Source organism: Streptomyces sp. NBC_01471 (assembly GCF_041438865.1).
Taxonomy (GTDB): Bacteria; Actinomycetota; Actinomycetes; order Streptomycetales; family Streptomycetaceae; genus Streptomyces.
Window position 1 is genome coordinate 385,426 of sequence record NZ_CP109450.1, and the last position, 19,750, is coordinate 405,175.

Below are 19,750 nucleotides of genomic sequence, written 5' to 3' on the forward strand. Positions count from 1 at the left end.
GACCGGGCCGGCGGGCCGGAGCCCGCCGGAAGACCAGCGACGAAGGAGCCGTATGAAGTTCGGGATCTCCACCTTCATCACCGACCGGAGCATCCGGCCGGCTCCCCTCGGGCGGGCCGTCGAGGAGCGCGGATTCGACTCGCTGTTCATCGCCGAGCACAGCCACATCCCGGTGGACCGCCGTTCGCCCTACCCCGGCGGCGGCGACCTGCCGGACATCTACTACCGCACGCTCGACCCCTTCGTGGCACTGACCGCCGTCGCCACCGTCACCGAACGCCTCCTGGTGGGCACCGGTATCGCCCTGGTCTCGCAGCGCGACCCGATCCACACCGCCAAGGGCATCGCCTCACTCGACCTGGTCTCCGAAGGCCGGGCCGTCTTCGGTGTGGGCGTCGGCTGGAACCGTGAGGAGATGGCCAACCACGGCACCGACGCCGCCACCCGGGGCCGGCTCGTCGACGAGCGGCTGCGCGCGATCATCGCGCTGTGGACCATGGAGAAGGCCGAATTCCACGGCGAGTTCGTCGATTTTGACCCGGTCTACTCCTGGCCCAAGCCCGTGCAGCGGCCGTATCCGCCGATCTACGTGGGTGGCGGCCGGGGTGCCTTCCCCAGGGTCGCCGAACTCGGTGACGCCTGGCTCGCCAACAGTGTCCCGCCCGAGGCACTGCGACCGCAGATCGAGGAGGTGCGCGCCGCAGCGGGCCGCGAGGTCCCGGTGACGGTCTACGCGGTGCCCGACACCCCCGGATCAATCGAGGAGTACGCGGAACTCGGCGTGGAGCGGGTGCTGTTCTCCCTGCCGTCCGATCCCGAGCCCGGCGCCCTGGCACAGCTCGACCGGCTCGCCGAGGCCGCGGAGCGCTTCCGCTGATGCCCCGCCTGACCAGGTCGGAGGCGCGTGAGCGGTTCGCGGCGTCCCGGGTCGCCCGCCTGGCGACCGCCGACGCGGCGGGGCGCCCGCACCTGGTGCCGGTGGTCTTCACGGTGGCCGGCGAGACGCTGGTCATGGCCGTCGACCACAAGCCCAAGCGGTCCCCCCACCTCAAACGGCTGGCCAACATCCGCGCCAATCCCGAGGTCTGCCTGCTCACCGACTCCTACCGGGAGGACTGGGACCAGTTGTGGTGGGCCCGCGCGGACGGGCAGGCCCGGGTGCTCCCACCCGCCGCGCAGTCCGCCGACGCGGCGCACTACGCGGCGCTGCTCGCCGAGAAGTACCCACAGCAGTACGCGGGACGCCCGCCGGCCGGTGAGGTGGTGGAGGTCGCGGTCACCGGCTGGACGGGGTGGCGGGCCACGTAACACCGGGCCGGTCCCACGACGACGAGCGGGAAGAGCACCACTACCGGGCTCGTGAGTGAAACCCCACGTCACCCTCGAAGGACTTCCGCGCTTCCCCCCGCCAGCAACCGTGGGGACATGCGGGCCCGGTTCCCCTATGTCGCCCGAGCGGGGCCGGGTGCCGTGCGCCTCGGCTGCCGGCGTTGGACATGCTGATCGATCAAGTTCACTATCGTCCACAAGCGTTGTGACCTGAGGGAGAGATTTCGTTGTCGTCACCGGACGAGTGGATGAACCGTGCGGACGCACGTGCGCCGATCGACTTGCGTACCGACAGGGCGCATCCAGCACGTATCTACGATGTATTTCTGGGCGGCAAGACGAACTATCCCGCCGACCGGGCCATGGCCGCGACGGTGGCGGAGAAGATGCCGTCCGTGCAGCTGGCCGCGCGGACCAACCGGGAGTTCGTCCTGCGTGCCGTGCGATACCTCGTCGGCGAGGCGGGGATCCGGCAGTTTCTCGACATAGGCACCGGTATACCGACCTCGCCCAACCTGCACGAGGTCGCGCAGGAGGCAGCACCGGAATCCCGCGTCGTGTACGCGGACAACGATCCGATCGTCCTCGCGCACTCACGTGCCTTGCACGTGAGCAGTCCCGCCGGCCGCACCGCTTACATCCAGGCCGACTTCACCGATCCGGACACCATTCTCGGGTCAGCGGAACTGCGCGACACTCTCGACCTCGGGCAGCCGGTCGCCCTGACGATGGGTCTGCTGCTGCACTGGATCGACCCGAAGGACGAGCCGCATGCCGTCGTCCGGCGTCTGATGGACGTGCTGCCCGCAGGCAGCTGTCTGGTGATATCCGTGTTCGCGAGGGAACTCGCAGGAGGTTCCGCCACTCTGCAGGACGATTTCGCAGCCGAGGGCACGGCCCTGCGGCCCCTCACCAGGGACGAGACGCTCCGGTTCTTCGACGGCACCGACCTGATCGATCCAGGGCTGGTCGCGCCCCATCAGTGGCGGCCCAGGACGGACACGCCGGACATCGGCAGCCCGGACGCCGGGCCCGGCGCCGCCTCAACCCCGATCTGGGCAGGCGTCGGAGTGAAGAGGTAGTGCCGGTCGCCCCGTCGGACGGGTGACCCGCTCGCCCGCGGGCGGGGCGGCCTCAGCTGTCGCAGGTCCCCCGGTCCGCGGCCTCAAGGGCGAAGTCGGACACGAGGTTCTGCTCGTCCACGGCGAAGCGGTAGCGCTCGGCCGGGGTACCGCCGGGGACGGGCGTCTCGAAGATGTAGTCGCCGACCTTCGTCAGCCGGGGGTAGGCGGCCTTGACCCTGGCCAGGCCGGTGCCCATGGTGATTCCCTCGGGTGTGCGGATCAGGTTCGTCCCGGTGATCACCACCACGCCCTTGCGGGGCTCGACGAAGACGCCGCCGCCGAGGTTCGGCTTGCCCTCGCTGGGAGCGAGGCGGTAGAAGTCGCACCCGGGGGATGTCTGCTTGTTCACCAGCAGACCGGTCTTCTCCGCATCGCGTTCGGACTGTCCGAGCTGAATGCCCTTGTAACCGTTCGGACCGAGGACACCACCGGGATCCCTGGGAACGCCCGTCGCGGCCGTGGCCGTGGCGGTGCCGAGCGTTCCGAGCAGCAGCAGTCCGGCTGACACCGCGGTCGCGGTCCTGGTGAGGCGTTTCATCGTGAGAGCTCCGTCCGTCTCGGGGCGTGGACCGTACTGTCTGCACGGCCGGGTCGCCCTGGGTCGCCGGCGGCCCGGGCCGGAAGGCAGTCCGGGGCAGGGCGCACGGCGGATAGCACCTGCCCAGTATCATCCCGAATGATCACGGGATAGGCGCATGTGAGCCATCCAGCCGCCATGGCACGGCCGATGGCGTGGACCGAACGGTTGACGGAAGCCGGCGATCCGGCCCGGCACGAGCCCCGCTCCGCTGCGGCGGACCAGGATGTACGCGGTCGTCCTCCGTGTCTCACGTCACCGTCCGCAATGTGGGCGGACGCCTCCGCGGAAGGACGTCTCCCTCTAGGCTGGCTGGTGCAACTGGTTCGCCCCGTCCGCCAGACGGGATGCGTCGTAAGAGGGAACCCGGTGGAAATCCGGGACTGCCCCGCAGCGGTAAGTGGGAACGACCGCCGTCATACGCACTGGGCCCGGCCGGGCCTGGGAAGCGACGGCCAGTAGAGGGAAACCCTTTCCGAGGGTGACCGCGCCCGCAAGTCCGAAGACCTGCCCGTTGCCCGTGCGCGACCGATCGCGTACGGACATCCCGGTGACCTCGTGGGCGGGTCGGCGCGTATACCGGCGGACGACCGTGCCTCGTGGCACGCGTGGACCGTCCGGTTCGTCACCCCTTCGCGTTCGCGTCCCGTCACCGGGATCTCAAGGAGTCATCTCGCGAAGGAGATTTCCGTGACAGCGAAGTCCGCAGCCGCGGCAGCACGGGCCACCGTGTACGGCTACCCCCGCCAGGGCCCGAACCGGGAACTGAAGAAAGCCATCGAGGGCTACTGGAAGGGCCGCACCAGCGCCGACGAACTGCGCGAGACCGCCGCAGGTCTGCGCCGGTCGAACTGGCAGCGCCTGGCGGAGTCCGGCATCCACGAGGTGCCCACCGGTGACTTCTCGTACTACGACCACGTGCTGGACACCAGTGTCATGGTCGGCGCGGTCCCGGAGCGGCACCGCGGGGCCGTCGAAACCGACGCGCTCGACGGTTACTTCGCGATGGCACGCGGCACCCAGGACGTGGCGCCCCTCGAAATGACCAAGTGGTTCGACACCAACTATCACTACCTGGTGCCCGAACTGGGCCCGGACACGGTGTTCACCACCGACTCCACCAAGCAGACCGGGGAGCTCAGGGAGGCGACCGCACTCGGCCTCACCGCCCGTCCCGTACTCGTAGGCCCGGTCACCTATCTGCTGCTGGCCAAGCCGGCGCCGGGCGTCGCGGCGGACTTCGAACCGCTGACCCTGCTGGACCGGCTGCTGCCCGTCTACGCCGAGGTCCTCGCCGATCTGCGTGCGGCAGGCGCGGAGTGGGTCCAGCTGGACGAGCCGGCTCTCGTCCAGGACCGCACCCCCGCCGATCTGAACGCCGCCGCACGCGCCTACCGTGAACTGGGCTCGCTGACCGACCGTCCCAAGCTGCTGGTCGCGTCCTACTTCGACCGGCTCGGCGACGCGCTTCCCGTCCTGGCCAAGGCCCCGGTGGAAGGCCTGGCGCTCGATTTCACCGAAGCTGCGGCGGCCAATCTCGGCGCGCTGGCCGCGATCGGCGGACTCCCCGGCAAGCGCCTTGTCGCCGGTGTGGTCAACGGGCGCAATATCTGGGCCAACGACCTGGAGAAGTCGCTCGCCACGCTGGGAACCCTGCTGGGGCTGGCCGACCGGGTGGACGTATCCGCCTCCTGCTCGCTCCTCCACGTGCCGCTCGACGCATCCGCCGAACGGGACGTCGACCCGCAGATCCTGCGCTGGCTCGCCTTCGCCCGGCAGAAGACCGCGGAGATCGCGACCCTCGCCAAGGGGCTCACCCAGGGGACCGGTGCCATCGCGGCCGAACTGGCCGCCAACCGCGCCGACCTGGCCTCCCGGGCAGGCTCGGCGATCACCCGCGACCCCGCCGTACGGGCCAGGGCCGCCGCAGTGACGGACGCCGACGCGCGCCGCTCCCAGCCCTACTCCGTGCGGGCCGCGGCGCAGCGCGCCCATCTCGGGCTGCCGCTCCTGCCGACCACCACCATCGGCTCGTTCCCGCAGACCACAGAGCTGCGCACGGCCCGCGCGGACCTGCGGGCCCGGCGTATCGATGCCGCCGGGTACGAGGAGCGCGTCAGGGCCGAGATCCAGCAAGTGATCGCCTTCCAGGAGAAGGCGGGGCTCGACGTCCTGGTGCACGGTGAGCCCGAGCGCAACGACATGGTGCAGTACTTCGCCGAGCAGCTCACCGGCTATCTGGCCACCCAGCAGGGCTGGGTCCAGTCGTACGGGACCCGCTACGTCCGCCCGCCGATCCTCGCGGGCGACATCTCCCGGCCGGAGCCGATGACGGTGCGCTGGACCACGTACGCCAACTCCCTGACCGACCGCCCGGTCAAGGGCATGCTCACCGGGCCCGTCACCATGCTCGCCTGGTCCTTCGTCCGTGACGACCAGCCGCTCGGCGACACCGCACGCCAGGTCGCACTCGCCCTGCGCGACGAGGTCAACGACCTGGAGTCGGCAGGGACCTCGGTCATCCAGGTCGACGAACCCGCCCTGCGCGAGACACTGCCGCTGCGCGTCGCCGACCGCGCCGCGTACCTGGACTGGGCCACCGAGTCCTTCCGGCTCACCACGAGCGGCGTCCGGTCCGACACCCAGATCCACACCCACATGTGCTACGCGGAATTCGGCGACATCGTCCAGGCCATCGACGACCTCGACGCCGACGTCATCAGCCTCGAAGCGGCCCGCTCCCACATGCAGGTCGCCCGCGAACTCGCCGAGCACGGCTACCCGCGCGAAGCCGGACCCGGCGTGTACGACATCCACTCCCCGCGCGTGCCGGGTACGGAGGAAGCGGCAGCACTCCTCCGCAAGGGACTTGAGGCCATCCCGGCCGAACGGCTGTGGGTCAACCCCGACTGCGGCCTGAAGACCCGCGGCTGGCCCGAGACCCGCGCCTCCCTGGAGAACCTCGTCGCCGCCGCCCGCGAGGTCCGCTCCGAACTGGCCGCCGGGGACGCCTGACCGGTGGACGGGGCCGGGCCGGACACCTTGCGGTCCGGCCCGGCCCCGCAGAACCGACACGTGTGCTGCTCCCCGGAGCCGTCCCCGCTCAGGCGGCGGAACGCTCGACGGCCGGGCGGCGGCGCAGGGCGGGCTGCTCGACGGCGGGCGGGTTGTAGATCATGTCCAGCGTTCCGACGTCGGTGCCCGGCGGCACGATGGCGTCGATCCGGTCGAGGACGTCGTCGCTCAGGATCGTCTCCGCGCCCGCGAGCAGGTCGTCCAGGTGGTTCATGGTGCGCGGGCCGATGATCGCGGAGGTGACGCCGGGGTGGGCGATCGCGAAGGCCGTCGCCAGATGCGTCAGCGGCATCCCGGCCTCCTCGGCGACCGGGATGAGCTGCTCGACGACGTCGAGCCGCCGCTCGTCGAGCAGGTGCTTGAAGCCGAAGCCGGACCGGTGGGTGTCGGCCTGCTTCCCCTTGCGGTAGCGGCCGGTGAGCATGCCGCCCGCGAGAGGGCTCCATACCAGGGCGCCCATCCCGTAACGCTCGCAGACCGGCAGCACCTCGCGCTCGATGCCCCGGTTGAGGATCGAGTACGGCGGTTGCTCGGTGCGGAACCGCTCCAGGCCGCGCCGCTCGGCGACCCACTGCGCCTCGACGATGTCCGACGCGGGGAAGGTGGAGGCGCCGATGGTGCGGACCTTGCCCGCGCGCACCAGGTCGGTGAGGGCGGAGAGGGTCTCTTCCACGTCGGTGTCCGGCGCGGGCCGGTGGACCTGGAACAGGTCGACGTGATCGGTCCGCAGCCGGCGCAGCGAGTCGTCGAGTGCGCGCACCAGCCAGCGCCGCGAGTTGCCCCGCTGGTTGGGGTCGTCCCCCATGGGGAGGTGGGCCTTGGTGGCCAGGACGACGTTGTCACGGCGGCCCTTGAGGGCCTTGCCGACGATCTCCTCGGACTCGCCGCGTGCGTAGGCATCGGCGGTGTCGACGAAGTTGATGCCCGCGTCCAGCGCCTTGTGGATGATGCGGACGGAGTCGTCGTGGTCGGGGTTGCCCAGGGCCCCGAACATCATCGCGCCGAGGCAGTAGGGACTGACCTTGATCCCGGTTCGCCCCAGTGTGCGGTACTTCATGTGTACTCCTTCTGGGTGTGGTTTCCGCCGCAGCGCGCTACGCTCACATAAGCGGAACGATGTTCCATCATCACGATACGGAACGTTGTTCCGGTTGGCAAAGAGGGGCACCCATGAACGACGGCACGACGACTGGAGCACCGACGGCCGGACAGCAGTCGCGCCAGCCGGTGCGCGCCGATGCACAGCGCAGCATCGACGCCCTGCTCACCGCCGCAGCGGAGGTGTTCTCCACCTCCGGCGTGGACGCCCCCGTCCGGCAGATCACCGCCAGGGCGGGAGTCGGCGCAGGCACTCTCTACCGGCACTTCCCACAGCGCTCGGACCTCATCGCCGCCGTCTTCCGCAACGAGGTCGACGCCTGCGCGGCCGCCGCCCCCGCCCTCGCCGTCGAGCACGAACCGGCCGAGGCGCTGGCCCGGTGGCTGCAGCGCTTCGCGGGCTTCATCGCCACGAAGCGCGGGCTGAGCGCCGCCCTGCACTCGGGCGACGCGGCCTACGACAGCCTGCCGTCCTACTTCCGGCGACGCTTCGAGCCTGCCCTCGGAGCACTCCTGAACGGCGCGGCGCAGGCCGGCGAAATCCGCTCCGACGCCGAGCCCTGGGACCTGCTGCGCGCCGTCGGCAACCTCACGCTGCCCGCCGGTGAGGACAACGAAGGCCACACGCAGCGCATGATCGCCCTGCTGGTCGACGGACTCCGCTACGGCACCCCGAAGAGCTGACGGCTTCGGAGCCTCTACCCGAACGTGAACGAGCAGTCCTGGATGCCGGCAGCCGGCCGGACCTCCACCGTCGCCCGGCGGGCCGTCTTGTGGCGCGCGGCGTCGCTGTCCTCGACCTTCTTCCGGGCGGCGGATGTGTAGTCCGGCAGGGCACGCTGGATGGCGTCGGTGACGTTGAAGGCAAGAGCGAGCGCCAGGACGATCATCGGCGCTCCGGCTGCGATACGCAGTCTGCGGGCCCGGGTACGGAACGCGCTCACCCGCTCGGCGACCCTCCGGCCGGCCAGTGCGAAGATCAGCAGCGGAACCGCGGTCCCGACGGCGAGGGACACCGTCAGCGCGACGATGTCGGCATTGATCTCCCCGCGTGCACCGGCCACGGTGATCGCCGCGAGCACCGGCCCCGCACACGGGACGAACAACGGCCGGCGTCTTGGAGGTTCAACCAAGGTCTGCGGAAATGAGGCAGGGCCGCTTTGGGCGGTCGGCCAGAATCCGGAACCGGGCATTTACATGCTCGCAGCGCTTCCGCCACCGTGTGACACACCGTCAGTGAAGAGATTCGCTGTCCCCCACCCGCACGGATGGAAGTGCCGCGATGGCCGAAGGACCTGCACCCCACGGCGACTTCGAAGTTCCCGCCATCGATGTCTCGCGCTGGGCCGGGGGCGGCGCGGCGGAACGCGCCGCACTCGCCGCAGCCGTGGACGCGGCGGCCCGCACCGTCGGCTTCATGCAGATCACCGGTCACGGCATCCCCGCCGCTGCCGGGCGGGATCTGGCCGACGCCATGGACGCCTTCTTCGCCCTCCCCCAGGAGGAGAAGCGGACACTGGTGGCACCGCCCGAGATCAACCGGGGCTACACCCCGCCCAGAGCGGAGAAGCTCAGCCTCAGCCTGGGCGTCACCTCGCCGGAGGACCTGTTCGAGGCGTTCAACGTCGGCGTGGACGGCACCGGGCACACCGGCGTGGCTCTGCCGGCGACGCACTTCCCCGCGAACCGCTGGCCCGACCCGCGACGCGTCCCCGGTTTCCGGGAGGCCGTCGACACCTGGTTCCGGCACGCCGGAGCCCTGGCACGGACGCTGACCGGAGTGTTCGCCCACGCCCTGGGGCTCGACGAGAGCTTCTTCCGCCCGTACACCGACCACTCCGTCGACGTCCTGCGCATGAACAACTACGCGCTGCCCGCCGGGGAGACGCGGGTCGACCGGGGCCGGATGGGCATGGGCGCGCACACCGACTACGGAATCGTCACCGTGCTCTGGGCCGACCAGGTACCCGGGCTGCAGATCCTCGGCGACGCCGGGCAGTGGCACGACGTACGGCCTGCCGAGGGCGCTCTGCTGGTCAACCTCGGTGACGCACTGGCCCGTTGGACCAACGACCAGTGGCGCTCCACGCTGCACCGTGTGCTGCCGCCGACGGACGCCGACGGGCGGCTGGTGCGCCGCAGGTCCGCCGCCTACTTCCACGACGGCAACCACGACGCCGTGATCAGCCCGCTGCCCGGCTGCGTTCCCACGGGCGCCGACCCCCTCTACCCTCCGGTCACCATCGGCGACCACATCACGGCCAAGCTGGCGGGCTCGCGCGCACTGCGACCGCACGACGACGCCGCGCGGGAGAGCGCACGGCTGCTCGCCGCCACCGAACCGGCCACCGCGACCACCCCCGACCCCGGCAACGAATCCGCCACCGAATCCACCTCCGGATCCCGGCCCCACTCCGGCGATCGCTGACCCACCCGTGGTCGGAGCTCCCCCGGCCGCCCGCGCCCCACAGATCCGGGCTGTCATCCGGCCAGAGGTCCGGCCCCCGGTCTGCCACCGGCACCGCGTGCCCCTTCGCCCGCCCGGAGCGGCCCGGCGAAGGGCGCCCGCCGGGCTGCCCAAGGAGAGGTCCCGTCCCGTGGAAGACTCCGGTCCACCCCCGCGCCATCCCGTCGACGAACGTCCCGCGTGGGGTGCGCTCCTGCTGCTGGGTGCCCAGCACGTGCTGGTCATGTACACGGGATCCATCGCGGTGCCGCTGCTGTTCGGCGCCGCGACCCATCTGTCGCACGCCACGGTGACCCTCCTCATCGACGCCGATCTGCTGGTAGCCGGGGTGGCGACACTGCTGCAGAGCGTGGGGGTGGGCCGGGTCCTCGGCGTGCGGCTGCCGATCGTGGCCGGGGCGGGCTTCAGCGCCGTCTCACCGATGATCCTCATCGCGCAGCAGTACGGCATGGCAGCGGTCTACGGGGCGATGCTGGCCGGCGGAGTGTTCGGCCTGCTCGTCGCGGCACCGTTCGCCCGACTCGTACGCTACTTCCCGCCGTTGGTCGGCGGCACCGTGATCACTGTCATCGGGCTTTCCCTGCTCGGCGTGGGCACGCAGATGGTGGCCGGCGACAACCCGTCGGCCCCCGGCTACGCGGCTCCCGTACGGCTGCTGCTGGCCGGCGGGGTTCTCGTCCTGATCGTCGTCGTAATGCGGCTCTCGCGCGGCTTTGTCGGCCAAGTCGCCGTCCTGGTCGGCATGGTGGCCGGAACCCTCGCCGCCGTCCTGCTCGGGCAGACCGACTTCTCGGAGGCTCCCGGGGCCTCCTGGGTCGGGCTGCCGGAGCCCTTCCACTTCGGCGCGCCGCACTTCCCGGTGGCCGCGGTGGTCTCGATGTGCGTGGTCATGCTGGTGATCTTCACGGAGTCGACCGCGAGCATGCTCGCGGTGGCGGAGATGACCGAACGGCCCCTGAGCACCGGTGACCTCGCCCGCGGGCTGGCCGCCGACGGGCTCTCCGGGGTGCTCGGCGGGGTGATGAACTCCTTTCCTGACACCGTCTTCGCGGAGAACCTCGGGCTGGTCGAGATGACCCGGGTCCGCAGCCGCTGGGTCACCGCCGCCGCCGGAGCCCTGCTGGTCGTGCTCGGCTGCGTCCCGCGGCTGGGCTCCCTCGTGGCCTCGCTGCCCGATCCGGTGGTGGGCGCGGCGGCGCTGGTCATGTTCGCCATGGTGGCCGGGGTCGGGATCCGCATCCTGCGCCACGTCGACTTCGACGGCACGTCGAACCTGCTCATCGTCGCCGTCTCCCTGGTCGCCGGGATGGTTCCGGTGACCGCCCCGCACATCTACGACCGGCTGCCCGCCGGGGCGCGCATCATCTTCGGCAGCGCCATCACCTGTACGGCGGTCTGTGCCTTCGCACTCAATCTGCTGTTCAACCACGCCCCCCGGCGCCGCACCACGCCCTGACGCCCCAGGCCGAACACACCGAAGCACCGAAGAGGGGAACGACCGTGCCGGACAGCCGACTTGTCATCGAGAACTGCGCTCTCGCCACCATGGACGCGAGCGGCACCGAGTACGCCACCGGCCACGTCGTGGTCGCGGGCCACCGTATCGAGTCGGCGGGCCCCGGTCCCGCGCCCGGGGACCTGGCGGACGTCGTCCGGCGGATCGACGGCGACGGTCATCTGGTGACCCCGGGGCTGGTCAACACGCACCATCACTTCTACCAGTGGCTCACCCGCGGTCTCGCCCAGGACTGCAACCTCTTCGACTGGCTGGTCAGCCTCTATCCCGTCTGGGCCAGGATCGACGAACCGATGGTGCACGCCGCGGCGCAGGGCTCGTTGGCCGCCCTGGCGCTGTCCGGGGTCACCACTGCCGCGGACCACCACTACGTCTTCCCCCGCGGCGCCGGTGACCTGCTCGGTGCCGAGATCCGGGCCGCCGCGGACATGGGCGTACGGTTCTCGCCCACCCGCGGCTCCATGGACCGGGGTGCGTCGGACGGAGGCCTGCCGCCGGACTTCGCGGTGGAGAGCACCGAAGAGGCGCTGCTCGCCACCGAAGCGGCGATCGACCGCTGGCACGACCCGTCCCCCGCTTCCATGCTCCGCGTCGGCGTCGCACCCTGCTCGCCCTTCTCGGTCTCGTCCGGACTGCTGCGATCGGCCGCGACGCTCGCCCGCGCCAAGGGAGTCCGGCTGCACACCCATGGCAGCGAGACCCGCGAGGAGGAGGAGTACTGCATGCTGCGGTACGGCATGTCGCCGACCGAGCTGCTGGAGTCCACCGGGTGGCTCGGCCCGGACGTGTGGATGGCCCACTGCATCCACATGTCCGACTCCGACATCGCCCGATTCGCCGACACCGGTACGGGCGTCGCGCACTGTCCGTCGTCCAACGCACGTGTCGCCGCCGGTCTCGCCCGCGTCCCCGACCTGCTCGCCGCCGGTGTCCCGGTCGGGCTGGGTGTCGACGGCTCCGCGTCCAACGAGTGCGGCCGGCTCGGCGCGGAACTGCGCAACGCACTGCTGATCAACCGACTCGGCGCCCACCGGGAGAAGGCTCTCACGGCCCGCCAGGCGCTCCGGATGGGCACCATGGGCGGTGCGCGCGTGCTGGGCCGGGAGGACGAGATCGGCTCGCTCGAACCCGGCAAGCTGGCGGACCTCGCGCTGTGGAAGCTGGACGGCCTGCTCCACTCCTCCATCGCCGACCCGGTCGCGGCCCTCGTACTCGGTGCTCCCGCCCCGCTGACGCTGCTCCTGGTCAACGGTGAACCGGTCGTGGAGGACGGCCATCTCGTCACCGCCGACGAGGACGCCATCGCCCGCGACACCCGCACGCAGGCACGGCGTCTGGCCGCGCTCGCCGGACTCGGCACGCCGGCACAGAACACCTAGGTGTGGCCCACAGGGGCGGGAGGAGCTCAGGACACCTCCAGTTCGGTGATGTCCGTCGGCTTCCCCGTGGGACCGGTGAGACGCAGGCGGACGCCCGACACCTGACCGGAGGGACGCAGGTGAAGAGCCAGGTCACCCGTCTTCGGGACAGTGGCCGTGGTGAGCGTGGTCCAGCCCCGTCCGCGTACCCGGCCCTCCAGCCGCACGGTGCCGGGACGCCCCGCGCCGAAGGCGATGTGCGCCGTGCCGACCTCGGCCGGGTGCCGCAGAGCGACGGTGAGTGCGGGGTCCGCGACCGTTGCCGTCCAGGCGGTGGCGGTGCTCCCGTCGACAGCGGCCTCGGCGTAACCGCCGGCCGTCTCGGAGTCCGCGGTGGCCGGACGGCAGCGGACGAGGTCGTCCGTCGGGTCCAGGTGGGGCTGTCGCGTCGCGGTGGTCAGCGTCGTCCCCGGACGCAGCCGGTGGTCGCCGTCGGGCAGGTGGACCGTCAGCGCCTTGCCCGTGTGCAGACTGATCTTCGTCCGGGCGGGTTCGATGCCGACCGACACGGTCCTGCCGTGCCAGGCCAGGCCGGTCAGCTGGACGCCGAGGTGCAGTTGAGGCGTGAGCATGGGGTCGAGCCGGAGCGTGCCGGGGTCCCAGCGCAGCCCGGCCAGTCCGTAGGCGAAGGTCTGGAGGAATCCGCCGGCCCCGGTGAGGAAGCTGAAGGCGGGCTCTCCCGCGTTGTCCCCTGCCTTGTCGCCGCGGGCCTCGGAGAACTGCTGGAAGGGCGCTTTGGCGAAGGGCCGCCAGGCCCGGTCGAGATAGGTGTCCGTCTGGCAGCCGGGGGCTCCCACTTGCGCCGCGATGACGGCGTGCACGGAATCGGTCATCGCGGGACCGTCAGGGTCGGTGACCGGTGCGTACCGGTCCAGGTCCGCCTGCGCGCCGGCGCGGTCGGTGACCAGACCGTACGGGTAGGTGAGCAGCACGGTGTCCGCCTGTTTGATCTTCTGCCCGGCGTAGCCCCGGTATTCGGGATGCGAGCCGTCCGCGTCCGTCGGCAGGTCCAGGTGGTCCGCCACGTCCTGCCAGCCGGCGGGGGCCTTCCTGCCGAGGAGCTTCGCCGCTTGGATCGCGTGTCGCAGGGAGACGACGGCCCCGCCGTTGGTGAGGGCGTGATCGTCGACACCGCTCGCGTACTCGTCCGCGCCGGAGACGCCGTTCACGTGGTACTTGCCGTCCGCGCCCTTCGTGGCGCGGTCCGCCCAGAAGTCCGCGACGGCCGACAGGACCGGGTAGCCCCGGGTGGAGAGCCACTGCTTGTCCCCGGTGGCCGCGTAGTACTGCCACTGGGCGAGCGCGATTTCGTTCTGCAGGTGGTCCTGGTAGCCCTTGCAGGGGCCGACGTCGCTGCAGAGACCGCTGGGGCCCGCGGTCCAGGGCCAGACGGCGCCCTTGCGGCCGTTGCCGGCGGCATTGCGCCGGGCCTGGTCCAGGGTGCGGTAGCGGTAGTCGACCACGGTGCGCGCGAGTTCGGGGTGGAGTGCGAGCAGTGTGGGGTACATCCAGGTGTCGGCGTCCCAGTAGACCTGACCCGCGTACGTCTCACTGCTCAGCCCCGACGGTCCCAGGCTCCAGGCCTGACCGGCGCGGACACTCGAATACAGCGCATAGAGCGAGGAGTTGACCGTCGACTGGAGCGCGGTCCTGCCCGGCGTCGTGATGGACGGCAGCCACAGTGCGTTCCAGGCCTTCTCGTGTTCGCTCATCAGCCGCTGCCAGCCGGTGTGCTGGGCACCGGCAGCGGTCGCGGCGGCCTCGTCGGCGTCCCCCGATACGCCGACGTACTTCACGACCTCGTATGTGTGCCCTGCCCTGACCGGCACCGTGACGCGCTCACCCGCGGTCTGCGCGTCGCCCTTCGGAACCAGCGCCTTCCGGCCGGTGAAACGGGTCCCCCGGCCGGCCACGAGGGTGGCCGACTCCGTGAGTGCGGTGCCCGAACCCTGAGCTGCGACGGTCACCCGGCTCGTGTCCGCGGAGACATCGACTCCCCGCGAGACGGCCTTGGTCCGCCGGGCGCCGGCACCGTCGAGGAGCCCGGTGAGGTCGAGCGTCCCCGACCAGGACGGGGTGATCTTCGCCCGTACGAGCGCGAGATGTTCCCGGGAGCGGTGGCTGAGGACGTCGAACGCGACCTGTGTGGCCCGGCCCGCGGACGGCGTCCAGGTCATGGATGTGGTGACAACAGCCCGGTGCAGGTCCACGACCTGGTGGTAGTCGGAGATCTGCGCGGCCGGGGTGCCGGGGTCGAGCGACGCCCGGCCGGTGCCGAGCGTGAGCGTGGACCAGGTCGGGATCGCGGCGATGTATTCGAGGTTGTCGGCGCGGTGGTAGAGGCCGGCGACGAAGGCCCCGGCATAGCGCTCACCGTAGATCGGCCATCCCGTGCCGCCCAGATCTCCCTGATATCCGGTACCGGTGGCAGGCAGCCGCTGACCCAGATACCCGTTCCCCACGTACGGCTGGCTCTGATAGTCGGCGGCCCGGTACGTGCTGGTGGAAAGGCGCCAGGCGCTGTCCGCGGAGGACCCGGGGGTCCCGGTGGGCCTGGTTGGCCTGGTTGGCTCCGTGGCCAGGCTGGGGTGGGACAGCAGACCCAGGGCGAGGGCCGTTCCCACCACTGTGCTGAGGACACGAACCCGCCGAAGGCTACGGAATCCAGTCATGGGGGCCACTCTCCCGGCCGTGGATCCCACGAGTCCATGGACGATACGTCGGGCGACTTGGACTCCCGCATGCCGCCGTCACCGGGCCCGGCAGCCGTCCCCGGTGGCCGCCTCCGTCAGCCGGTGCCGGTGAGGTGGGCGTAGACGACGACGTTGCCGAGGTAGTGCTGGTGTTTCGTGTCGAATCCGCCGCCGCACGTGATGAGACGCAGCTCCGGCCGCGAAGCCGCGCCGTAGACCTTCTTGTCGGGGAATGCCTCTGCCGTGTAGACCTCGACGGCGTCGATGGTGAAGACGGCGGTCGCGCCGTCGGTCCGTACGACCTGAACGGTGTTGCCCTTATTCAGCGACCCGAGACCGTAGAAGACGGCCGGACCGTGCTGGTTGTCCACGTGACCGGCGATGACGGCGGTGCCGGTGGAGCCGGGGCGGGTGCCGTCCTTGTACCAGCCGGCGAGATTGCGGGCGTCGTCCGGTGGGGCCGCGAGGCTGCCGTTCTTCTCCAGGCCCAGTGGCATCAGCGGCGCGTCGACCCGCAGCGCGGGGATGCGCACCCGCTCGGGCACCGAGGACGGCAGCGGCGCGGCCGACCCGTCCGGGCCGGGCGAGCGGCCGGGGGCGGCGAATCCCTGGGCGGCTCCGGGCTGGGGCGGCGGTTTCTGTACCGTCAGGCCGTTGCTGATGAGCGCGACCGCCAGACAGACCACCATGGTGACCACCATCGCGACGGCGCCGCGGCGCACAGTGCCGGTGGTCTCCGCAGGTGGGGGACGGACGCCGGCGGGAACGTTTCGGTCCACGGTGTGCCTGCCTGACATACGGGCCGGGGCGGGCCGGAGCCTCGTGTGCCCCAGGACAGCGCCCGGGGCACACGAGGCGCGGCGGTGTCCGCGGACGGACCCCGGTCAGGCCTGGCTGTCACCGCGGCGGCGCAGGAGCAGTGACCCGGCCGCGACGGCGGCGAGCAGGCCGGCGCCCAGCGCGATGTCCGTGCTGTTGACCCCCTGGCTGGTGCTGCCGCTTCCGGTGCGCATGGTGCCCGACGGCATCTTGGCGTCGGGGCAGATGCGGGCGGCGTCCGAGGCCAGCGCGTTGGCGTTGGACTGGAGCTTGTCGAGGTTGTCCTGCTCGGCCTTGCCCGGGTGGCCGCCCTGGGCGACCTGGTCCTTGTAGTCCTTGAGCGCGGCCCGGTAGTCCGCCTCGGCCTTCTGGGCGTCCGAGGTGGCCTTCGAACAGGCCGCGCTGGTCTGCGGAGCCCGCACCACCGCGGCCTGGGCCGCCGGGGCGGTCAGGACGACGGCCGCACCGAGAGCGGCCGTACCCAGAAGCGCGTGTATAGAACGCATGATCCAACCTTCCGCGCGTACGGATGCAGCACCTGTGCGCCGCAGACGATCGGGTCCGTACCCACAGAACCGATCACAGCGCAGCCACTCCCCCGTAGCCCCCTGACCATCCCTCAGGCGCAAGGCTCTGCTGGTCCGGCTCATGCACAGTCAGATCGATCGCCGCAGTTCAGAGGGGTACGCGGAGGCCCATCGAGGGCACCGGCGACAGCCCGGCCGAACGGGTGACCGCGGAGTCGGCGGCGCAGAGACGACGAGGGGGTGACGGGCACGTGATCGCTCCGCCGGTACGAGGGCGGGCCGACGGTACCGCGCCGTACGGGCTACGAGAGCGGGCTGCGGTACCACGCCGCCCGGCGGATGCCGCCGCCTGCCGTTGGGGTGCATTGCGGGTGGCCCGGTGGCGTGGCGCACCCGGGGGTGGAGCGCCGGTTCCTAGGGTCGCCGCCTACGGACAGCAGTCGGGCCGGGGCAGCCCGGCCGCTCCCCGCCCGGTCGCTGTCCACTGACGGAACGTCACATAGGTCATGCGTCCTCGCCCTTCCGCGTACTGCGGCGCGAGCGGGGGTGGCAGTCTCAGCCTCCCCCGGACCCGCGCCGGGGGGGGGGTGGCAGACACTCGGCCCGCCGGGGCGCCGGCGATGAGCTGAACGCGGGGACACAGCGGCCGGGCCGGGCCCGCCAGGACGATCAACACCGTACGGAAGCAGGAGCCGAAGATGACGATCCCCTCCACCGCGCACGGCCCGGCAGACCCCGGCCGCCGCTCGGTCCTGCTGAGCGCGGCGGCGCTCGCGCTCACCGCCTCCGGATGCTCGGGCAGGTCCGACGGCACCCGCGGCCCGCGGCTCTCCGCCCCGACCGCCTCCGTGTCGTCGGCCTCGGCAGGTGCCACACCGTCGTCGGCCGCACTGCCGCACACGACGGCCTGGCGGCCGAACGCGGCGGACGTGGAACCGGCCGTGAAGCTGCGCGCCGTACAGCTCGTCGAGGCACTGGGCACCTGGCGGCCGGGCGGCGGCGGTACGTCGAAGGCCCGGGCCAGAGTGACCGCGCTCGGCCTGCCCGGTGCGCTCGCGGATCAGGCGGGGCCGTTGCTGTCCGGCGCGGACGAGTCCGTTCTGCAGGTCATCGACGCGCAGTACGGCGGCATCCTGACCGACTCCGCCAGCGTCCTGGTCGTGTGCAGGCAGTGGACTCGTTCCGGCGGCGGCCCGGTGGCAGGCGGCGGTACGACGGTGGACGTACGGCTGAGCCGGGCGCGGCCGCGCTGGTCGGTGAAGGCGCTCCACCCGGCCGCTCCGGGGCCGGCCTCGACCACGCTGTCCGACACGGCCCGCAAGGTTCTCGCCGACCGCCGCATCAGCCTGCCGCCGGCCTCGGCGGCCGACATCCGCAGCGGTGCGGTCCACCCCAGCGCGCTCACGGCACTGCTACGGCTGGCGGACCGCTACCGCATCGATGTGAGCGTCGTGCGGTCCGGACATCCGCTGGACGTCTTCGGCACCGACCGGCCCAGCGATCACCCGCTCGGCCGCGCCTTCGACGTATGGCGCATCAACGGCCGGCCCGTGGTCGCCGCGTCGACGCCCCGCTCCCTGATCGAGTCCTTCATGCGCGCCGCGGCGGCGGCCGGTTCGTACAACGTCGGCGGACCGGTCCAGCTCGGGGGCGGCGCCACGGCCAACCAGTTCTTCTCGGACGCCACCCACCACGACCACGTCCACGCCGGCTTCAGCAGCTGAGCCGGTCCGGCGGACCGTCACAGGGCGGGCGCAGCCGGCTTCCTGGCTCTCATCGGCCGGCCATCGGCGGGCCGGCGGCCGCGCCAGATGTCGGTGAGCCGCGCGACCACGACCACAGCGGCGAAGAGGACACCCGCCCAGGAGATCCAGCTGCCGTGGGTGGTGAGCGCCCCGCCGCTGACCGCTCCGCCGCTGCCGGGGATGGCGTGGTTCAGTACACGCGCCTCCCAGAACAGCCAGGCGAGGGGCAGGGCTCCGGCGAGCGTGAGGGCCGTGTCGATGACGGAGGTCACCGGGCTCCAGCGGCGCAGCCGCACCTCGACCGCCCGCAGGACGACGGCGAGCGCGATCAGGGTCATGAAATACGGGATCCACCCGCCCCACAACGCGGGGTCGATGACGGGTACGGCCGCACCCGAACCCCCGGTCACCGGCGAGACCCACCTCTGCACGAGGAGCAGCGCGATGACGAGTGCGGCCTTGCCGACCAGACCGATCAGGTCCCGCCGGCTGGCCTCCCGGCGCACCTGCACGGGCGCCAGCCGGTCGGGTGTCCACCCGGTGCCCGCCGCAGTGCCGGACGCGGCACTCACGGCCCGGTCCACGGCTGCGAACAGCACGGTCACCCCGACAGCGAGGTAGAGCGCCACCGTCACCGTGTTCCCGATCGGCCGGAAGAGCGTCACCCAGATGTTCTCCCCGCGGGCGTGGTGGACGATCGCGAGCACCGCATACACCGGGGGCAGGACCGCCAGTGACACCCCGCGCAGCGCCTGCTTGTAGTCCGGGTACAGGTCGGGGCCGATCAGCGCGACGGCCCGGCGGGCGTAACGCGCGGCGAGTCGCGCCGGGTTGCCCAGGTCGCTCAGCGCCGCGTACTCGGCCTCGTCCGGAGTCTGTCCGCGGGCGACACGGGCGTCGGCGTCATCGCCGATCGCGGCGCGCAGCTCCCGCTCGATGTCGCTCCGCTCCTTGTCCGGCACGCGTCGCACGACGGTGCTGACGTAGCGGTCGGTCAGAGTGGCGGTCACGGCTTTTCCCCTTTCGTGGTTTCCGGGTCGAGACATGCCAGAGCCGTGCCGATCGCCTGCCACTCGTGCTGGAGCGCCTCCGCCAGGAGGACGCCGTCGCCGGTGGTCCGGTAGATCTTGCGCGGCCTGGCCTGGCTGGTGTCCCACTCACTCAGCAGCAGCCCCTGGCCCTCCAGCCGGCGCAGCAGCGGATACAGCGTGTTGGCCGCGACCGGCACTCCCGCGCGTTCCAGCACATCGAGCAGCCGGTAGCCGTACTCGGGCTCTCGTAGTGCGAGGAGGCTCGCCAGCACGACGGAGCCGCGACGCAGCTCCTGCCGGTGCGCGTCGAGCAACTCAGATTCAGTCACGA

17 protein-coding genes and 1 riboswitch are annotated in these 19,750 nt (G+C 71.6%); of the genes, 9 read left to right on the forward strand and 8 right to left on the reverse strand.

All coding sequences use genetic code 11. From position 1 onward, the window contains the following. The first annotated feature begins 52 nt into the window (after positions 1-52). From OG285_RS01615 to OG285_RS01625, 3 genes are all read left to right on the forward strand, one after another. The gene (locus tag OG285_RS01615; RefSeq protein WP_356835374.1) at positions 53-877 is read left to right on the forward strand and encodes an LLM class F420-dependent oxidoreductase; all 825 of its coding nucleotides are present in this window, start codon (positions 53-55) and stop codon (positions 875-877) included. Then, the gene (locus OG285_RS01620) at positions 877-1,308 is read left to right on the forward strand and encodes a TIGR03668 family PPOX class F420-dependent oxidoreductase (RefSeq protein ID WP_371789915.1); all 432 of its coding nucleotides are present in this window, start codon (positions 877-879) and stop codon (positions 1,306-1,308) included. The genes OG285_RS01615 and OG285_RS01620 overlap by 1 nt, the downstream gene beginning before the upstream one ends. Positions 1,309-1,577: 269 nt before the next feature. Next, positions 1,578-2,411: an SAM-dependent methyltransferase gene (locus OG285_RS01625; protein WP_356835370.1), complete on the forward strand. Its 834-nt coding sequence runs from the start codon at positions 1,578-1,580 to the stop codon at positions 2,409-2,411. 52 nt (positions 2,412-2,463) lie between these two features. Here OG285_RS01625 and OG285_RS01630 read toward each other — a convergent pair whose 3' ends face one another. Then, positions 2,464-2,991, reverse strand: coding sequence for a hypothetical protein (locus OG285_RS01630; protein ID WP_356835368.1), 528 nt, complete (start codon positions 2,989-2,991; stop codon positions 2,464-2,466). Positions 2,992-3,335: 344 nt separating this feature from the next. Further along, a riboswitch (cobalamin riboswitch) is annotated at positions 3,336-3,560 on the forward strand. A gap of 160 nt (positions 3,561-3,720) precedes the next feature. On the opposite strand from OG285_RS01630, the gene metE reads away from it, so the two are divergent. Then, a complete protein-coding gene (gene metE / locus OG285_RS01635; protein ID WP_371789916.1) occupies positions 3,721-6,045 on the forward strand; it encodes a 5-methyltetrahydropteroyltriglutamate--homocysteine S-methyltransferase in 2,325 nt (774 codons plus the stop codon). 88 nt (positions 6,046-6,133) lie between these two features. Here metE and OG285_RS01640 read toward each other — a convergent pair whose 3' ends face one another. Next, a complete protein-coding gene (locus tag OG285_RS01640; RefSeq protein WP_356835364.1) occupies positions 6,134-7,162 on the reverse strand; it encodes an aldo/keto reductase in 1,029 nt (342 codons plus the stop codon). A 113-nt stretch (positions 7,163-7,275) separates the two neighbouring features. On the opposite strand from OG285_RS01640, the gene OG285_RS01645 reads away from it, so the two are divergent. Beyond that, the gene (locus OG285_RS01645) at positions 7,276-7,887 is read left to right on the forward strand and encodes a TetR/AcrR family transcriptional regulator (protein ID WP_371789917.1); all 612 of its coding nucleotides are present in this window, start codon (positions 7,276-7,278) and stop codon (positions 7,885-7,887) included. A gap of 14 nt (positions 7,888-7,901) precedes the next feature. Here the strand turns inward: OG285_RS01645 and OG285_RS01650 are convergent, their stop codons facing one another. After that, positions 7,902-8,309 (reverse strand): cytochrome c biogenesis protein CcdA, encoded by a 408-nt coding sequence (locus OG285_RS01650; RefSeq protein WP_371789918.1) that lies wholly within the window; start codon positions 8,307-8,309, stop codon positions 7,902-7,904. A gap of 176 nt (positions 8,310-8,485) precedes the next feature. On the opposite strand from OG285_RS01650, the gene OG285_RS01655 reads away from it, so the two are divergent. From OG285_RS01655 to OG285_RS01665, 3 genes are all read left to right on the forward strand, one after another. After that, positions 8,486-9,631 (forward strand): isopenicillin N synthase family dioxygenase, encoded by a 1,146-nt coding sequence (locus OG285_RS01655; protein WP_371789919.1) that lies wholly within the window; start codon positions 8,486-8,488, stop codon positions 9,629-9,631. Between the two features lie 169 nt (positions 9,632-9,800). Next, positions 9,801-11,126, forward strand: coding sequence for a nucleobase:cation symporter-2 family protein (locus OG285_RS01660; protein WP_371789920.1), 1,326 nt, complete (start codon positions 9,801-9,803; stop codon positions 11,124-11,126). Positions 11,127-11,170: 44 nt separating this feature from the next. Next, complete coding sequence (locus OG285_RS01665) at positions 11,171-12,565, forward strand: 8-oxoguanine deaminase (RefSeq protein WP_371789921.1); 1,395 nt, start codon at positions 11,171-11,173, stop codon at positions 12,563-12,565. A 26-nt stretch (positions 12,566-12,591) separates the two neighbouring features. Here OG285_RS01665 and OG285_RS01670 read toward each other — a convergent pair whose 3' ends face one another. The 3 genes from OG285_RS01670 to OG285_RS01680 form a co-directional block, all read right to left on the reverse strand. Continuing rightward, the gene (locus OG285_RS01670; RefSeq protein ID WP_371789922.1) at positions 12,592-15,276 is read right to left on the reverse strand and encodes a discoidin domain-containing protein; all 2,685 of its coding nucleotides are present in this window, start codon (positions 15,274-15,276) and stop codon (positions 12,592-12,594) included. Positions 15,277-15,392: 116 nt separating this feature from the next. Then, positions 15,393-16,076: a class F sortase gene (locus OG285_RS01675; RefSeq protein ID WP_371789923.1), complete on the reverse strand. Its 684-nt coding sequence runs from the start codon at positions 16,074-16,076 to the stop codon at positions 15,393-15,395. A gap of 105 nt (positions 16,077-16,181) precedes the next feature. After that, complete coding sequence (locus OG285_RS01680) at positions 16,182-16,622, reverse strand: hypothetical protein (protein WP_371789924.1); 441 nt, start codon at positions 16,620-16,622, stop codon at positions 16,182-16,184. A 719-nt stretch (positions 16,623-17,341) separates the two neighbouring features. Between OG285_RS01680 and OG285_RS01685 the strand changes: the two genes are divergently transcribed. After that, positions 17,342-18,367 carry a hypothetical protein gene (locus OG285_RS01685; RefSeq protein WP_371789925.1) on the forward strand — a complete coding sequence of 342 codons (1,026 nt, stop codon included), beginning with the start codon at positions 17,342-17,344 and terminating at the stop codon, positions 18,365-18,367. Between the two features lie 17 nt (positions 18,368-18,384). On the opposite strand, the gene OG285_RS01690 is transcribed toward OG285_RS01685, so the two are convergent. Continuing rightward, a complete protein-coding gene (locus OG285_RS01690) occupies positions 18,385-19,398 on the reverse strand; it encodes a permease prefix domain 1-containing protein (protein WP_356835346.1) in 1,014 nt (337 codons plus the stop codon). Next, on the reverse strand, positions 19,395-19,748 hold the full coding sequence (locus OG285_RS01695) for a PadR family transcriptional regulator (protein ID WP_356835344.1): 354 nt from the start codon (positions 19,746-19,748) through the stop codon (positions 19,395-19,397). Before OG285_RS01695 ends, OG285_RS01690 begins: the two co-directional genes overlap by 4 nt. Positions 19,749-19,750: the final 2 nt, after the last annotated feature.